The organism is Arthrobacter sp., assembly GCF_031179985.1.
In the GTDB taxonomy this organism is placed as follows: domain Bacteria; phylum Actinomycetota; class Actinomycetes; order Actinomycetales; family Micrococcaceae; genus Arthrobacter.
This window is the reverse complement of the sequence record NZ_JAPSHJ010000001.1, coordinates 47,085-62,388: the sequence shown is the minus strand read 5'-3', so window position 1 is coordinate 62,388 and position 15,304 is coordinate 47,085. Positions and strand designations below refer to the sequence as shown.

Genomic DNA, 15,304 nt, shown 5'->3' with positions numbered 1-15,304 from the left:
CCGGGATTATTTCCCCTTCGAGCCCAGGTTGCTGAGTGTTTCGGCCAGAAGATCCACGAAGAGCTGGACGCGGGCGGTCTTCTTTTCGTTGAACAACAGGGCAAAGACGTTCCGGGCCAGCCGGATTTCGGGGACGTCCAGCACGACCACACCCGGCGGCCGGCGCAGGAGGGCGAGCTCCGGAACCAGCGCGGCACCAAGACCGGCAGCGGCCATCTCCAGGCTGGCATGGAAATCGTCGCTGTAGGCCACCACTCTCGGATGCAGGTTGCAGCTGGCGAACAGCCGCTCGATGACCGTGGCGTCGCTGGTTCCAGGGTGGTGCACGATCCAAGGCATCTCCGACAGGTGGTCGGCGGCCATTTTCGCGTCCGTGCGGATTCCCCAGGCGGCAGGGAGCACAACCCTGAAGTTGTCGTCACCGATCCATTGGCGGTTCAAAGTGTGGGGCCAGGCCAGCCCGGACTGACCCACCTGATAGACGAGGGCAAGGTCCAGCTCGCCGCCGGTCCGCAGGCCCTGGATAGTCTGCGACGGTTCTGCCACCGAGACGCGCAGATCGATGCCGAGGTCTTTCCAGGCCGGCTTCTGCAGGATCTTGGGAAGAACGTAGGTGGCCAGGCTGGGAAAGATGCCCAGCCTCAGTTCCTGGCTCGTGACATCGTGCGTCCTGGTGGCTGCCGCCATGAGGGCTTCAATGTCGGTCAGCACTTTGGAAGCATGCCGGGTCATGACCACTGCAGCCTCGGTGGGTAGGATGCTCTTGGCTGAACGATGGAACAGGTCCACCCCTGTGTCGCGCTCCAGGGCGGACATTTGCTGGGAGACGGCGGACGCCGTGTAGCCCAGGCGGGTGGCGGCCGCCGCAAAAGATCCCAGCCGAACCACTTCGACCAAGGTGCGGAGGTGGACCGGGTTGACCATCAGAAGTCCTTTCCTTAGCGACCTGCTTGCACCAGACATGCTGATGCAACGCGCCGTCCGATCATCCTAGTTCAAAGACGCGGCGCGTTAGCTCAGAGCCGGTGAGCTTCCCGTCCGCCAAGGGTAGGACTCCTGGGCGCCATACGAAATAACCGACTGCGCGGCGACGGCAACGGCCAATTCCGCAGCTGCGTGCAGGCTCAGACCTTCTGCCAGTCCTGCAGCAACGGCGCCTACAAAGGCATCGCCTGCGCCGGTCGTGTCAACGGCATCAACGGCTACCGGCGGAACGTGTACGGAGCCCCTTGTTTCGCCGACGACTGCTCCGCAGGCGCCCAGCGTGATGACGGCGGATTGAACGCCGGCGGAAACCAGCGAGTCCGCCAGGGCCAACGCGCTCCGCACGGTGTCGGCGTCGTGCATTTCAGGCCCCACCTGGGGTTGCGGCTCCTTGGAGAGCAACCGCAGGGCTTCGATGGCCTCATGTTCATTAACGATCAGGACGTCAGCCGACCGGATGCTTTCGGCTGAGAGTGGGATCACCGGAGCAAGATTCAAAACAACCAGGACTTCCGAGTCCCGCAATTCCCGGACCGTGAAATCCGTCGTGGCCAGAGGCAGTTCGCCTTGGAGCACCACAACGCCACAGGATCGCAGGCGGGGAAGATCGGCCGCTACCATGTTGGAATCCACGTGGTTATTCGCCCCGGGAATCACCACGATGCTGTTCTCTGCGTTGCTGTCCACGCTTACTACCGCCAACCCGGTGGGGCCTTCAACGGCAGCAACCAGGTCAAGGCTTACTCCGCTGTCCTGAAGCAGCCTCGTTGCTTCGGACGCGTGGGCATCACTGCCCACTGCGCCCACCATCAGCACCGTGGCCCCTTGGCGGGCAGCAGCAACCGCCTGGTTGGCGCCTTTCCCGCCTGGTGAAAGCGTCCCGCCAGTTCCCAAGACGGTTTCGCCCGCTGCAGGAAGGCGGTCCACCATCAGCAGAAGGTCGATGTTGATGGAGCCGACAACGGCAACGGTTCCGTTTGACATTGTCATAGCTTGTTTCCCCCTAGTGGTGCTTGGCTGGCCGCTGCATGGTGGGCTTCGCGATTGCTGGACAGGCGCTGCTGGCGCTCCGCCAGGCGGTGCTGGAGCTCACGGGTTGCCGGATACAGTTCACGGTACAGGGCATAGAGCTCGTCGTAGTTCTGCCTGAGTGCAGGCTGCGGGTACACAACATGGGACGCGGGGTTCCATTCAGCGATCGAAGCGGCGGTTCCAGCCTCACCGGCGGTGCCCGTGAAAGACCGTCCTGCGACGGCCTGGGCTGCGAGGAAAGCTGCACCGTAACTTGCACCGATGGTTTTGGCTGGAACAACCTGCTCGCGTCCCGTGACGTCGGAGACAATCTGGGTCCACAGGCCGCCCTGGGTGCCACCGCCAACGGCTACCACGCGGGTAATTGATGCCCCGGCCTCCTCCATTCTGTCGATGTTGTGGCGTACGCCCATGGCCGTGGCCTCCAGCGCTGCGCGGTAGAGATCTCCGCGACCATGGGACAACGTCAGCCCGGCCACAACCCCGCGCGCTTCGGGGTCGGCGATGGGCGTCCGCTCCCCTGCGAAGTAGGGCAGCATAAGTAGACCCTTCGCACCTGGTCCGGACTCTTGTGCTTCAGCAAGCAGCTGCGGGTAATCCACGGCACTGAAAAGTTCTTTTAGCCAGCTGGTGATTGCTCCCGACGTCGCCATCCCGCCGGCAAGGGAACGGGTTCCCTCATAAGCGCCCACCGTTCCCCACAACTCAGGGACGGAGATGCGTTTGGCCGTGGTGTGGACGAGGAACATCGTGGTGCCATACATCAGCATGAGGTCACCCGGTTCCTGCGCTCCAACACTGACCGATTCCGTCCAGGCATCGATGGTCCCGGTTATCACCGGAATTCCCTGGGGCAGCCCGGTTCGTGCAGCCGCCTTCTCCGTCACTTGTCCGGCCGTTTCCGAAGGCCAGCGCAACGGCGGCAGGGCAAGGCGCGGTGCAATCTCCTTGACCCAAGGTTGGTACCAGTCGAGGGCTCCGGCATCGTAAAGCGGCGTGCACTGGCTGGCTGAGTGGTGATCAAGCACGTATTTACCGGTCAACTTGTAAGCCAACCAGGAAGCCGGCATGAATAGCAACCGTGCTTCCCCGGCAACCTCCGGCTCGTGGTCTTCAATCCAGGCGATTTTGGGCCCTACGGCCTGCGTGGACAACACGGAACCGCACCTGTCCAGGATCTTGTGGGCGCCGCCGAGGCGTTCCGTCAGCTCCGCGATCTGGGCAGTGGCCCGTGTGTCCACCCCGTAGAGAATCGCAGGACGCAGGGGAGTGCCGCCGGCGTCGGCCAAAAGGACACACGGCCCCATCCCGCTGACGCCGACGGCGATAACAGAGTCCTCGGGCGTGACGACGCTGCGGGTGATCGCCACGAACTCCTCCCACCACACGCGTGCGTCCATTTCAACCCAGCCTGGTTGCGGCCGGTCGACGCGGTGCTCCAGGGTCTCACTCCGCAGCACATTGCCGGCAAGGTCGACCAGCACGCCTTTGCTGCTGGAAGTGCCGATATCGACGCCGAGTACTACATCCGCCATGACGGATGCCCTAAAGGTTTACGTCGCCGCAAAGGTGCACGCGGACGCCCAGTTCCCGGAAGAGTGCGGCCTTGGCCACCAGGGCCCGGTCGGCCGTCTCGGCGTCCGGTGCATAAACAACCTGGACGTGGTTGGCCTTGTGCCGAGCCATGAGCTGGTCGCGCGAGACGCCATGCAGCACGGCGTGCATGATGGGCCATTCCTTGTTTGTGGCATTGAGCCGGCGTTGGGTTTCCTCGTCGGGCAGCTCAATCGCGTGTCCCCGGCCAAGGTCCACATGGAGTGCCCCGTCCATGATAAAAACCCGGGACCAGACAATCTCGCCGGGTTTCGAGGTTCCGGACAGAGTGGAACCGCCCTTGGGGAAAAACATGGCGGGTTGCCTGAGGCCGTGGGACTTGTCATAGCCGCCGTTGTGTGAGGCAGGCACCGAACCGGAGATCTCAAAGACCCATACGAATTCGCCGTCGTAGTCCTCGCCCCAGCGGATGTCATGAAGGGTCGTCGCAGGATCCAGGCCCATGGCCGTCCAGATGCGGTTGGTGATCAGCGCATCCACCGCCACGCCCTCGTCCACTTCGTTGAAGTGAGGCAGCGCCGCGCCCTCGTATAGTTCCCGGGCTCCGTCCCGGGAAATCACAGGCGGGCGGGAAACGTTGTTGAGCAACCCTTCCACCAGGTCCGAAGCCGGGGTCATGTCTTTGAGGCCCTGTTGGTACTGGATGCCAATCGCGTCAACACCGAAGTCGTCGGCAATCCTCATTGCCGCGATGTACATCTTCAGCTGTTCATGTACCTGGGCTTCGGTGAGCTCAGTGGCGTCGTCACTGCCGAAGTGGAAAGTGAATCCCGCATCGTCCAGCCAGGCACGGATTTTCTGCGCCTCATCGTCGGCAACCTTCTGCATTTCGGCCACCAGCCCCGACTGTGAAAGGCGTTCCTTGTAAATACCCAGCGGGTTCAGCAGCTCGTCGTCGATGATTGCGTTGTACATACCCATGCAGCCTTCATCGAAAACACCGATGATGGCTTTCTCCTGTCGCAGCTGCTGTGCCAGCGCCTGGCCCAACCGTGCCTCGTCCGTGTCCGGCAGTCCTGCCAGATCACGAACGTGGCTGACGTCGTGCCGGATAGTGCCTGTTTCAAGCCACTCGCCCACTTTTTCCGTTGCCCACTCGTCTGTGAAGTCTTTGCTCCACAGCGAGGAGTAAGGCACACCCGCCTTGGTTAGCGAAGCAGCCAGGTTCAGCAGGCCGACCAAGCCCGGGAAATCGCCGGCCCAGTTGGCCACGATCAGGATGGGGCCCTGGTGTGTGCGCAGCCCGGCCAATACATGATGGCTGTACTGCCACACGGCATCAACCACCACAAGGGGAGCCGTGGCGGGAACGTTCCGGAAAACCTCCAGTCCGGCGCGCTGGCTGTCGATAAAACCGTGGCCGGTCTCAGGATCCACTTCGTGTGCCCGGTGGACCTGGAAACCGAAGCGTTCGACGGCGGCGGCGAAGTCCGCTTCCAGCTTCTGCTGGGTGGGCCAGCCGGCCGTGTTGGCGCTGAGGCGGAGGTCCCCGCTGGCTACCGTGTAGACGGTCTTTTCCAGAAGGTCCGGCAACTGGAGCTGCTCGGGGAATGCGTAAGTGGTCACGTAAATCTCCTCGGGTTTGGAACGGTTTAGGCGCTCGCAGGGTTCAGGAATTGAGGGCAGCGGCCTGGTGGAGCTCGCTGCGCAGAGAGTCATCGATTGCCGGCATCGGCATGCGCGAAGCCCATTGGCCGTCGACGTTTACCGAAACTGCCTCCTTCAGGCGGATGATGGACGGCCCCGCCAGACGGACCAGTTCCACTACAGTCTTCTGCAGGGATTGCGCTTCGTCGCTGATTCCCTCACCCTTCTGCGGCGAAGTGTCAAGCGCAGCCGCCAGGCGGGCGAAGGTCTCCGGGAAAGCTGCGGAAACGCCGGACACAACTCCGGTGCCACCGTTTTCAAGGACCTGCGGCAGAGTGGAATCGTCTCCGGAATATACCTCCTGGCCAGGTTGAAGCTCAGCGGAATAGGCCACCAGGTCCAACGTGGCGGCTCCAGAGAGCTTTGTGCCGCGAACCCCCGGCAGTGCCATGATTTCCCGGAACGCACCAGTGGAGACGGTGATGCCCGTGCGCTCGGGGAAGAGGTAGACGTAATGATCGATCCCGGGGAGGGAAGCTGTGACGCCGCGGAAGAATTCGACGACGGCTGCGTCATCGGCAGGCAGGTAATAGGGGCTGAGGGTTGCCATTCGGGTAATCCCGAGCGCCGCGGCGGCCTTGCCGAGCCGGACCACTTGGCGGGGGCTGGGGTGGCCGATGTGGGCGATCACGCGTTCGGTCCCGAGGACGAGGCAGGCGCGGCGGAAGGCTTCGAGCCGTTCGTCGTCGTCGAGAGCCGGGAACTCGCCGGTGGTGCCGGCAACCAGGGCTCCGTGCACATGCGGGGAAATGCGTTGCAGCAGGGCGTCGTAGCTGTCCCACTCGATGCTGCCTTCAGTAGTGAAGGGAACGGGGAGGGCGCTGATAATCTGCGCGGTCATGAGGAAGCCTCTCGGTGTGTTTCAGGATGGTGTGTTTCAGGAAGGGCGAGCAGATCCAGGGGAACTGTCGCGCAGGCGATGGCCCTACGCTGCCAGGTGTAGGTGATGACCAGATCGTCGTCGAGCACCACTGCGGCGGGGTAGGAGTACTCGCCGGTGCCGTCCGTGCGTACCCCTTCGTCCCTAGGCTGGAAGCCGGTGACGGATTCGGCGGGGAGGCTGGGTTCGAAGCCGTCCAAAGGCGTCAGGCCATCTTCGACGACGACGGCGGAACGCCAGTTGCGCCCGTCTGATGAGACGGAGACAGCAAGCGGGCACCGGGAGCCCCAGTTTGCGGTGGTGGGGTTGTGAACGCAGGCGAGGGTGCCGTCAGGCAGCTGGGCGACCGTGAGGCCGCTGTTGTTGTTGGGCAGTGTGCTCGGTTCTGCAAACGAGAAGGTCCGTCCGTCGTCGTCCGAGAACGAGACGTAGGCCCGGCCCTCCGTGGATCGCATCAGGGCACCGACTGAGCTGCCATTGGCCCAGAGCGCGGGCTGGATGATGCCTGCACCTGTCACCCCGTTGCGGGGGAGTGGTATCGGCGAGGAGGCCCACGTCGAGCCTCCGTCGGTGGAGCGGTCAACGAAGCATTCCCATACAGCACCGTCCGGATCCCACTTCTCTGTGGAGCCCGGTGCCAGCCAAGCGCCGTCCTCTATTTGGATGGGAGGGTTCTTAACCGGGCCGCGCCCACCGGTATCACCGGGAACGAGTTCACGGGCCTCGGTCCAGGTGGCGCCTTCATCGGGGCTTGTGCACACCCATGTGCTCCAGGACGAGATGCGATCCCCGCGCTTGTGGAAGAGCCAGACCTCGCCGTTAGGGGCGTGGGCAAGCACTGGATTCCAATGGGCAACGTGCGTTGTTCCGGCGATGATGCGCGGGGAGCTCCAGACCCCGTCAGTGTCCCGCTTGGAGCTCCAGATCCGGTTGTCGGCCGTGCCTTCTTCAGTTCCCGCGAACCAGGCGCACAACAGCCCATCCCCAAGGGCGAGCACGGTGGACGCATGGCACTGGTGCCAGAGCCGCCCGAACGCGTGGTGGGGAGAAGCAACCCACTCACGCGACACACCCTGGGTGATGGCGGAGGAACTCATTTCGGTTCCTTCACCGGGCTGGCTGCCTCCCGCCGCGTCCGCTCTGCGAGGCGCTCCTCAAGGGAGGCTGCGCCGCCCTCGCCCAGGCGCGCACTGCGTACCTTGGCGATGATGGGCAGAGCAAGCGAGACAGCGGCAAGCAACAGCAGCACCAGAGAAATGGGGTGGGTGACGAGGATGGCCGGCCCGTCGATCAGGAGTGCACGGCGCAGGTTTGATTCGGCCAGAGGACCGAGGAGCAGCCCCAGCACGACCGGGCCCGCCGGGAATCCGGTCCGCTTCATGACCAGGCCAATCACGCCGGCTATGAGCATGACGATGACTGTGTACATGTTGTTGGTGACCGTGTAGGTGCCTACGAGGCAGAAAATCAGGATAGCTGACCAAATATAGTGGTTTGGCAGATCCATGAGCTTGACCATTCCCCGCATGCGCACGAGGCTCACGACCAGAGAGACCACCGTGGCAATGATCATGATCGCGGCGATCGACACCACGAGTTCGGGGTTGTTGGTGAAGAGCTGCGGGCCGGGCTGGAGGCCCCAGATGACCATGGATCCAATCATCACCGCCATCACTGAATCGCCCGGGATGCCCAGTGCCATAGTGGTGGTGAGGGAGCCGCCGAGCGTTCCGCTGGAGGCGCTGTCCGCCGCCGTGATCCCTTCAATGGAGCCTTTGCCGAACTTATCCTTTTCCTTGGATATTGCCCGAGCCCGGTCCCATCCGATCAAGCCTGCGATGTCGCCGCCGGCTGCCGGCACGACTCCGGTGAAAATCCCGATTCCCGTGCCCAGGGCCATGGGCTTGCCCATCTGCTTGTACTCGGCCTTGCTCGGCCACCACCTGCCCAAAGAGGATATGGGCTTGATCTTGTGCTCATGGTGCGTCAGGAGCTGGTCGAAAAGCTCCGCAATGCCGAACAGGCCGATGATGATGGCGATGAAGTCCAGTCCGCCGGCAAGGTCATTGACGCCGAAAGTGAAACGGCGGTCCCCGGTGATGGGGTCCCGTCCAATGGTTCCTAGCACCAGGCCGACGATGCCGGCAAGAAGACCCTTGACCAGGGACTTCGAGGAGATGGAGACCATGATGGTCAAACCGAAGACCACCAGGGCGAACATCTCCGGCGGGCCAAAGTTCAGTGCCAAAGATGCCACAGGCTGAGCCGCCAGAATGAAAACCACGATCGACGCCAGGATTGCCACCGTCGAAGCGATCGATGAGATGACGAGAGCAAGGCCGGCGCGCCCGTCCTTGGCCATGGGATAGCCGTCGAAGGTGGTGGCTATGGCCGCCGGAGTTCCCGGGGTGTTGACCAGGATGGACGGGACGCGGTCCCCATAGTTGGCTCCGACGTAGATGCTGAGGAGTACGGCCAGACCCTGCACGGGTTCCAGAGTCAAGGTGAACCCGGATGCCAGTGCAACTGCCATTGATCCGGTGACACCGGGGAATACGCCCACGAGCGTTCCAACCGCGAGGCCGATGATCAGACATAGGAGGGTTATCGGATCCGTGACTGCGCTCAGTCCTGCTTCCAGTGAATTCATAGCGGCACTTTCAGGAGTAGGTTGAACAGCGCGTAGATCAGAGCGGCCATCACAACGGGGTAGATGAGCAGCGCACGGAATCCCCGTCCGCCCCCGATGGCGGTCACCACGGCAATGAACACCGGGGCCGTAAAGACGAAGCCGAGAAGGGGCCATGCCGCGAGGAACGCGATGGTGGCGGCTACTGTGAGGAGCAGCCGAAGCCATCCTGGCCGGGTAGAGGCTTCGAGATCGGATCGCGGCTGTGGCGGGCGGAGTACCGCAATGAGCAGCAGAATGATGGAGAGAGCAAGTCCCAGTCCGCCGAGCAACTGCGGCCAGGACCGCGGAGTCATGCCCGGCTGTTCAGCCCTGAGCTGGATTTCTCCGCCAAGCAGGTACACCGCGGCGGTGAGCGCGACGGCGGCCGTGGCTACGGCGATTTCAAGCCACTTTGAGGGGTTGGCGGAGGCAGAAGCAGCCGGTGCGTCTGCCTCCTCGCCCGGAGCGGCATTCATACCAGCCGGCTCGACGTCGTTACGCACCGGCGCTTCCGCCTTACGGTCCCGGCGATTGAGGGGACTGGCGTTCATGATCAGCTCTTCTTCAGAAGCTTGCCGAAGCGCTCGTACTCGCTGTCAATGAAGGAGGTGAAGTCCTCAGGCGACTTGTAGACCGGCAGGGCCCCGCCCTTGGAGATCGTGTTGATGAAACCTTCAGATTTGGCAGACTTCTCAATTGCACTGGCAAGGCGGTCACGGACTTCAGCGGGCAGGTCCTTGGGAGCATAAACGCCGCCCCAGCCGCCGAATTCAAGGTCGTAGCCGAGTTCCTTCGCGGTGGGAACGTCCTTGATCAGGGGGTGGCGCTCGTTGTGGAGCACGGCAAGGGCACGGATCTGGCCAGCATTGTGTGCAGCCTGTGATTCAGAGGTTCCACCTACTGCCCCGTCTACTTGTTTGCCGATGACAGCTGCCACGGCGGGAGCACCGCCGTCGAACGGTACGGGAACTATCTGGGCGCCGGTGGCGTCGGCGATGCCCCGCTCTGCTGCTTCCCAAATGGAGCCCGGGCCTGAGTTAGCCATATTCAGGGGCTCTTTCTTGCCGGCAGCGACCAGGTCGTCCATTGTTTTAATCGGGCTGTCCACCGGTACGGAGACGACACCGGGGGCGAGCATGATCTGTCCGAGGAAGTCATAGTTCGCGGGATCGACGTCGAAGCCCTGATGGCCGAGCATGGAGATTTCCACCGGGACGAAGCCGATGGTGTAACCGTCCGGCTTGGCATCGGCCACATACTGCATAGCTGTTGAGCCCGAGGCACCTGGACGGTTTTCCACGATTACGGACACACCGAGGTCCTTCTCAAGCTCGGCGGCGAGGGCGCGGGAGGCAAGGTCGGACCCGCCACCAGCCGCAGCCTGGACGATGAAGGTGATGTCCTTTTCCGGATAGTTATCAGCAGCGGGTGCGCCACCGGTTCCGCCACCTCCTCCCTGGCATGCTGTGAGCGCAAGGGCAGCAGCGGAAAAAACGCTGGCTAAGGTGAGACTGCGAGACTTTTTCATGATCCAACTTCCTTGTTGTTGCGGTGCGGGTGGTGCTTGGCTCTGAGAGCCGGTGTTTCAGGATTCGTTATGGAGCCGGCTGAAGGCCTTGGTAAGACGGTCGCGGGAACCCTGCAAATGGAGTCGAAGCATGTCTACAGCCTTTTGCAACTCGCCCTCGCGCAGCGTCGTGTAGAGATCGAGGTGGTCCTGATAAATGGGTTCAAGGTCCCGCTCTTCAGCATTGGTGAGCTGAAGCATCACCGAGAACGTGGGTTCGTATTGCTTCCACATAGTCTCCAATCGCTTGGTGCCGCCAACTGTGTAAAACGCCGAGTGGAAGCTGAGGTCGGCCCGTGCGAATCCAAGAGAATCCTTCGCCTGTGCACGGTCCTTCATGGCCGCCAGGCTTTGCAGCACTGGTTCCCAATCGGCATCCTCGGAGTGTGCGTGGGCCAGTTCCAGCGCTTTGACCTCCAGAAGCTCCCGCAGCTCGTAGAGCTCCTCAACATCGGAGGCACGCAGGCCAACGGCAAAGACACCCCGCCGCCGGCTCTCAACCAGTCCTTCCGCTTCGAGCTGACGGAATGCATCGCGGACGGGGCCGCGGCTCACGCCGAAGCTGGCGGACACTTGCGACTCAACCAGATGAGTTCCGGGAGGGATTTCGCTTGCCACGATTGCCTGGCGCAATTGTGAAACCACCTGGGCGCCCAGGCCTTCTGCTTGGGATATGGAGCGTTCCCCATTGGTAAAAAGCAGGCTCGTCATCGTTGACTACTTCCTCGATCGCACTTGGCTTGGCGCTCGGTTTACGGTTAACCGTTTACTGTTTACCAACATAAAACGTGACGGGAATTACGTCAAGGGGTAATGCTGGCTGCAGGCATGTAGGAAGGGCTTGGGGAAAGGAGCGGTCCGGCGAGGTGGGTCACCTGCCGAATGTGAAAAAGCGTTCGCTTCAGGACCTGTTGCGGTATCTGAGATAGACGACGCCGCTGGCAAAGCGGCGCTCCTCGAGCAGTTCGACCCTGAGGCGGACGTCGTCGGGAAGGAATTGTTTGCCCCCTCCCACAATCATCGGCATGACGTAAACATGGAATTCATCCACCAGCCCTGCCTTGATGGCATGGGAAGCAAGAACCGGGCCGGCCACAGAAATATCCCGGTCAGCTGTTTCCTTCAGCTGCCGGACTGCCTCGGGGTCGAAACTCCGCTCGATTCTGGTCCTGGTGCTGGATACGGCGTCGAGTGTAGTGGAGTAGACCACCTTGTCCGCCTCCTTCCAGATCCGGGCGAAATCCTGCATGGCAGGGGATTCGTCGGCAAGCGGAAGAGTTTCCCACCAGACCATCACGTCATACATGTGGCGTCCCAGGAGGAACGTGCCAAGGAGCCCTTCATTCCGGTTGATGAACGTGTGGACTTCTTCGTCGGGAGCGCTCCAGTCGAAGTTGCCCTTGCGGTCCGCTATGTAGCCGTCGAGGGAGGTGATCCCGCTATAAATCAGTTTCGCCATGGCCACTCGGCCTTCCTTATTTGCTGCAGGCTTGTCCGCTGCAGGCTTGTGCAGGTGGCTCGACCCTAGGTCAGGGCAAGAGTGGCGTCCAGCGCTTTCAGGGAGTGCCGCGACACGCCGTCCACGAAGCGACACGCTGGGGTTTAAATGTGGCTAAGTACTCCACAGGGTGTGGATTAAGTCCGCCAAAACAGGAGAAATCCGGACATTTTGAAGGACCTTGCCTGTGGATTAACGGTGCATTAAATGACATACTTGTAATACATCATCTTGGGGTTCCACAGAGCAACGTGCACTACATGTAGTATCGAGTTACTGATTGATCGGGGAATCAGCGAAGACAACAAAACTGGTTCAGTGTGGCTCAGGCAGCTTGAACCAGGGGCAGTAACGGACAAGGAATCCCAGTTCCGGTTGCGGCCTACGGATAACGAAGAGCTAAGAGTTCAACAAAGGGGACAGGGACCATGACCGTTACGGTTTACACGAAACCGGCCTGTGTTCAGTGCAACGCGACTTACCGCGCGCTGGACAAGAAGGGCATCACATACCAGAGCGTTGACATCTCGCAGGATGCGGATGCACTCGAGCGCCTGAAGGCCCTCGGCTACATGCAGGCACCAGTTGTGGTCACCGACCAGGATCACTGGTCCGGCTTCCGTCCGGACAAGATCGAGGAACTGGCCATGCTGGCCACTTCCTCCGTCGCATAGCACGGGCTCAAGCGCCCGAAACGAGCACAGGTGAGGTGACTCCCATGGCAGCACTGGCAGTGGCCGATGCTCCGCTGGAGGCTCAGGCCATCAACACCACCCACAGCGCATTGATCTATTTTTCCTCCACGTCGGAGAACACCAAGCGCTTCGTCGACAAGCTTGGAAGGGACTCGGCGCGGATCCCGCTCTACGCGAGTGAGAGTCCTTTGGTCGCTACTGAGCCCTTTGTGCTGGTGCTGCCAACGTACGGTGGAACCGGGGGAGAGGGCTCGGTTCCCAAGCAGGTTATCCGTTTCCTCAACAATCCGCAGAACAGGAAGCTGATCCGCGGTGTCATCGGCGCCGGAAACACGAATTTCGGGGACAACTACTGCATGGCCGGCGACATCGTCGCCGCCAAGTGCAAGGTCCCACACCTCTATCGATTTGAACTTATGGGGACGCCAGACGACGTCCGCCTGGTCAACCAAGGATTGGACAAGTTTTGGACACGACTGTCGCAGATACAGAAGTAACCGCCGTCGCCCCCGAGAAGAAGGCCCTGCCGGCTGCGTACAAGGGCCTTGGCTATCACGAACTGAACGCGATGCTGAACCTCTACGGTCCCAACGGAGAGATCCAGTTCGAGGCGGATCGTGAAGCGGCGCACCAGTACTTCCTGCAGCACGTGAACAACAACACGGTCTTCTTCCATGACCTTGAGGAGAAGCTCGACTACCTGGTGAAGAACCAGTACTACGAGCGCGAAACTCTCGACCAGTACACGATGAACTTCATCCGCGAACTCTACAAGCGGGCCTACCAGAAGAAGTTCCGCTTTGAAACCTTCCTCGGCGCGTTCAAGTTCTATACCTCGTACACGCTGAAGACGTTCGACGGCAAGCGTTTCCTGGAGCGCTACGAGGACCGCGTCTGCATGGTGGCCCTGCACCTTGCCCGCGGCGATGAGCAGCTTGCCCTGCAGATGGTGGACGAGATCATTGAGGGGCGTTTTCAGCCCGCCACTCCCACCTTCCTTAACGCCGGCAAGCGCCAGCGCGGCGAGCTGGTGTCCTGCTTCCTGCTCCGCATCGAAGACAACATGGAATCGATCGGCCGCTCCATCAACTCGGCTCTCCAGCTGTCCAAGCGCGGCGGTGGCGTGGCCTTTGCGCTGACCAACATCCGCGAAGTCGGCGCGCCCATCAAGCAGATCGAGAACCAGTCTTCCGGTGTCATCCCCGTGATGAAGCTCCTCGAGGACAGCTTCTCCTACGCCAACCAGCTCGGTGCCCGCCAGGGCGCCGGAGCCGTGTACCTGCACGCTCATCACCCGGACATCTACCGGTTCCTGGACACCAAGCGGGAGAACGCAGACGAGAAGATCCGCATCAAGACCCTCTCCCTCGGGGTCGTGATTCCGGACATCACCTTCGAGCTGGCCAAGAAGGACGAGGACATGTACCTGTTCTCGCCGTACGACGTTGAACGTGTCTATGGGATGCCGTTCTCCGACGTTTCGGTCACCGAGAAGTACTACGAGATGGTGGACGATTCCCGGATCAAGAAGACCAAGATCAAGGCGCGTGAGTTCTTCCAGACCCTCGCCGAGATTCAGTTCGAATCCGGCTACCCGTACATCATGTTCGAGGACACCGTGAACCGGGCCAACCCGATAGACGGCAAGATCATCATGTCCAACCTGTGCTCGGAGATCCTCCAGGTTTCCCAGCCCACCACGTACAACGATGACCTCTCCTATGCGGAGACCGGCAAGGATATCTCCTGCAACCTGGGCTCGCTGAACATCGCGAAGACCATGGATTCGCCGGACTTCGGCCTGACCATCGAGACGGCCATCCGGTCACTCTCAGCCGTATCGGACATGTCCAACATCACCTCGGTTCCCTCCATCGCGAAGGGCAATGACCAGTCGCACGCCATCGGCCTGGGCCAGATGAACCTGCACGGTTACCTTGCCCGCGAACGGGTTCACTACGGTTCCGAAGAGGGGCTGGACTTCACCAACATCTACTTCTACTCGGTGGTTTACCACGCCGTTCGCGCGTCCAATAAGCTGGCCATCCAGACCGGCCAGACCTTCGGCGGCTTCGAGAAATCCAAGTATGCAACCGGCGAGTACTTCGACAAGTACACCGAGCAGGAATGGGTTCCGAAGACCGAGAAGGTCAAGGAGCTCTTCAAGAACGTCCATATTCCCACTCAGGATGACTGGCGCGAGCTGAAGGCTTCGGTCATGGAGCACGGCATCTACAACCAGAACCTGCAGGCCGTTCCGCCGACGGGCTCGATCAGCTACATCAACAACTCCACCTCCTCGATCCACCCGGTGGCGTCCAAGATCGAGATCCGCAAGGAAGGCAAGCTGGGCCGCGTGTACTACCCGGCGCCCTACCTCACCAACGACAACCTGGAGTACTACCAGGACGCGTATGAGATCGGCTACGAGAAGGTCATCGACACCTACGCCGCCGCCACCCAGCACGTGGATCAGGGCCTGAGCCTGACGCTGTTCTTCAAGGACACCGCCACCACCCGCGACATCAACAAGGCCCAGATCTACGCATGGCGCAAGGGCATCAAGACCATCTACTACATCCGTCTCCGCCAGCTCGCGCTGGAGGGGACTGAGGTGGAAAACTGCGTCTCGTGCATGTTGTAACCGAAATCGGTTGAGTACGACGGCGGGCCACCGCCCGCCGTCGTACGCTTTACCTTAAGAAGAAACCCAACC

14 protein-coding genes are annotated in these 15,304 nt (G+C 61.5%); 3 read left to right on the top strand and 11 right to left on the bottom strand.

Going from position 1 to position 15,304, the window contains the following annotated elements:
- Positions 1–6: 6 nt before the first annotated feature.
- From RIN13_RS00330 to RIN13_RS00280, 11 genes are all read right to left on the bottom strand, one after another.
- Positions 7–924, bottom strand: coding sequence for a LysR family transcriptional regulator (locus RIN13_RS00330; RefSeq protein WP_309105350.1), 918 nt, complete (start codon positions 922–924; stop codon positions 7–9).
- 87 nt (positions 925–1,011) lie between these two features.
- Positions 1,012–1,968 carry a ribokinase gene (locus RIN13_RS00325; RefSeq protein ID WP_309105349.1) on the bottom strand — a complete coding sequence of 319 codons (957 nt, stop codon included), beginning with the start codon at positions 1,966–1,968 and terminating at the stop codon, positions 1,012–1,014.
- A gap of 2 nt (positions 1,969–1,970) precedes the next feature.
- Positions 1,971–3,551 (bottom strand): FGGY-family carbohydrate kinase, encoded by a 1,581-nt coding sequence (locus RIN13_RS00320; protein ID WP_309105348.1) that lies wholly within the window; start codon positions 3,549–3,551, stop codon positions 1,971–1,973.
- Between the two features lie 10 nt (positions 3,552–3,561).
- Positions 3,562–5,196 carry a fucose isomerase gene (locus tag RIN13_RS00315; protein WP_309105347.1) on the bottom strand — a complete coding sequence of 545 codons (1,635 nt, stop codon included), beginning with the start codon at positions 5,194–5,196 and terminating at the stop codon, positions 3,562–3,564.
- A 43-nt stretch (positions 5,197–5,239) separates the two neighbouring features.
- A complete protein-coding gene (locus RIN13_RS00310) occupies positions 5,240–6,118 on the bottom strand; it encodes a dihydrodipicolinate synthase family protein (protein ID WP_309105346.1) in 879 nt (292 codons plus the stop codon).
- Positions 6,115–7,254 (bottom strand): sialidase family protein, encoded by a 1,140-nt coding sequence (locus RIN13_RS00305; RefSeq protein ID WP_309105345.1) that lies wholly within the window; start codon positions 7,252–7,254, stop codon positions 6,115–6,117. Before RIN13_RS00305 ends, RIN13_RS00310 begins: the two co-directional genes overlap by 4 nt.
- Entirely contained in the window at positions 7,251–8,807 is a 1,557-nt protein-coding gene (locus RIN13_RS00300) for a tripartite tricarboxylate transporter permease (protein ID WP_309105344.1), read from the bottom strand. Before RIN13_RS00300 ends, RIN13_RS00305 begins: the two co-directional genes overlap by 4 nt.
- The gene (locus tag RIN13_RS00295) at positions 8,804–9,379 is read right to left on the bottom strand and encodes a tripartite tricarboxylate transporter TctB family protein (protein WP_309105343.1); all 576 of its coding nucleotides are present in this window, start codon (positions 9,377–9,379) and stop codon (positions 8,804–8,806) included. Before RIN13_RS00295 ends, RIN13_RS00300 begins: the two co-directional genes overlap by 4 nt.
- Positions 9,380–9,381: 2 nt before the next feature.
- On the bottom strand, positions 9,382–10,356 hold the full coding sequence (locus tag RIN13_RS00290) for a tripartite tricarboxylate transporter substrate binding protein (protein WP_309105342.1): 975 nt from the start codon (positions 10,354–10,356) through the stop codon (positions 9,382–9,384).
- A 57-nt stretch (positions 10,357–10,413) separates the two neighbouring features.
- On the bottom strand, positions 10,414–11,106 hold the full coding sequence (locus RIN13_RS00285) for a GntR family transcriptional regulator (protein ID WP_309105341.1): 693 nt from the start codon (positions 11,104–11,106) through the stop codon (positions 10,414–10,416).
- Between the two features lie 190 nt (positions 11,107–11,296).
- A complete protein-coding gene (locus RIN13_RS00280; protein ID WP_309105340.1) occupies positions 11,297–11,854 on the bottom strand; it encodes a dihydrofolate reductase family protein in 558 nt (185 codons plus the stop codon).
- A gap of 467 nt (positions 11,855–12,321) precedes the next feature.
- On the opposite strand from RIN13_RS00280, the gene nrdH reads away from it, so the two are divergent.
- The 3 genes from nrdH to nrdE are packed head-to-tail and all read left to right on the top strand — an operon-like array spanning position 12,322 to position 15,232.
- Positions 12,322–12,567, top strand: coding sequence for a glutaredoxin-like protein NrdH (gene nrdH / locus RIN13_RS00275; protein ID WP_247045862.1), 246 nt, complete (start codon positions 12,322–12,324; stop codon positions 12,565–12,567).
- A 44-nt stretch (positions 12,568–12,611) separates the two neighbouring features.
- Positions 12,612–13,085 (top strand): class Ib ribonucleoside-diphosphate reductase assembly flavoprotein NrdI, encoded by a 474-nt coding sequence (gene nrdI / locus RIN13_RS00270; RefSeq protein ID WP_309105339.1) that lies wholly within the window; start codon positions 12,612–12,614, stop codon positions 13,083–13,085.
- A 26-nt stretch (positions 13,086–13,111) separates the two neighbouring features.
- On the top strand, positions 13,112–15,232 hold the full coding sequence (gene nrdE / locus RIN13_RS00265) for a class 1b ribonucleoside-diphosphate reductase subunit alpha (RefSeq protein ID WP_309105492.1): 2,121 nt from the start codon (positions 13,112–13,114) through the stop codon (positions 15,230–15,232).
- Positions 15,233–15,304 lie beyond the last annotated feature (72 nt).

What these genes read in the sequence shown, in the direction of transcription:
- RIN13_RS00330 (WP_309105350.1), bottom strand. Translation starts at nt 924, where the DNA reads ATGGTCAACCCGGTCCACCTCCGCACCTTGGTCGAAGTGGTTCGGCTG.
- RIN13_RS00325 (WP_309105349.1), bottom strand. Translation starts at nt 1,968, where the DNA reads ATGTCAAACGGAACCGTTGCCGTTGTCGGCTCCATCAACATCGACCTT.
- RIN13_RS00320 (WP_309105348.1), bottom strand. Translation starts at nt 3,551, where the DNA reads ATGGCGGATGTAGTACTCGGCGTCGATATCGGCACTTCCAGCAGCAAA.
- RIN13_RS00310 (WP_309105346.1), bottom strand. Translation starts at nt 6,118, where the DNA reads ATGACCGCGCAGATTATCAGCGCCCTCCCCGTTCCCTTCACTACTGAA.
- RIN13_RS00305 (WP_309105345.1), bottom strand. Translation starts at nt 7,254, where the DNA reads ATGAGTTCCTCCGCCATCACCCAGGGTGTGTCGCGTGAGTGGGTTGCT.
- RIN13_RS00300 (WP_309105344.1), bottom strand. Translation starts at nt 8,807, where the DNA reads ATGAATTCACTGGAAGCAGGACTGAGCGCAGTCACGGATCCGATAACC.
- RIN13_RS00295 (WP_309105343.1), bottom strand. Translation starts at nt 9,379, where the DNA reads ATGAACGCCAGTCCCCTCAATCGCCGGGACCGTAAGGCGGAAGCGCCG.
- RIN13_RS00290 (WP_309105342.1), bottom strand. Translation starts at nt 10,356, where the DNA reads ATGAAAAAGTCTCGCAGTCTCACCTTAGCCAGCGTTTTTTCCGCTGCT.
- RIN13_RS00285 (WP_309105341.1), bottom strand. Translation starts at nt 11,106, where the DNA reads ATGACGAGCCTGCTTTTTACCAATGGGGAACGCTCCATATCCCAAGCA.
- RIN13_RS00280 (WP_309105340.1), bottom strand. Translation starts at nt 11,854, where the DNA reads ATGGCGAAACTGATTTATAGCGGGATCACCTCCCTCGACGGCTACATA.
- nrdH (WP_247045862.1), top strand. Translation starts at nt 12,322, where the DNA reads ATGACCGTTACGGTTTACACGAAACCGGCCTGTGTTCAGTGCAACGCG.
- nrdI (WP_309105339.1), top strand. Translation starts at nt 12,612, where the DNA reads ATGGCAGCACTGGCAGTGGCCGATGCTCCGCTGGAGGCTCAGGCCATC.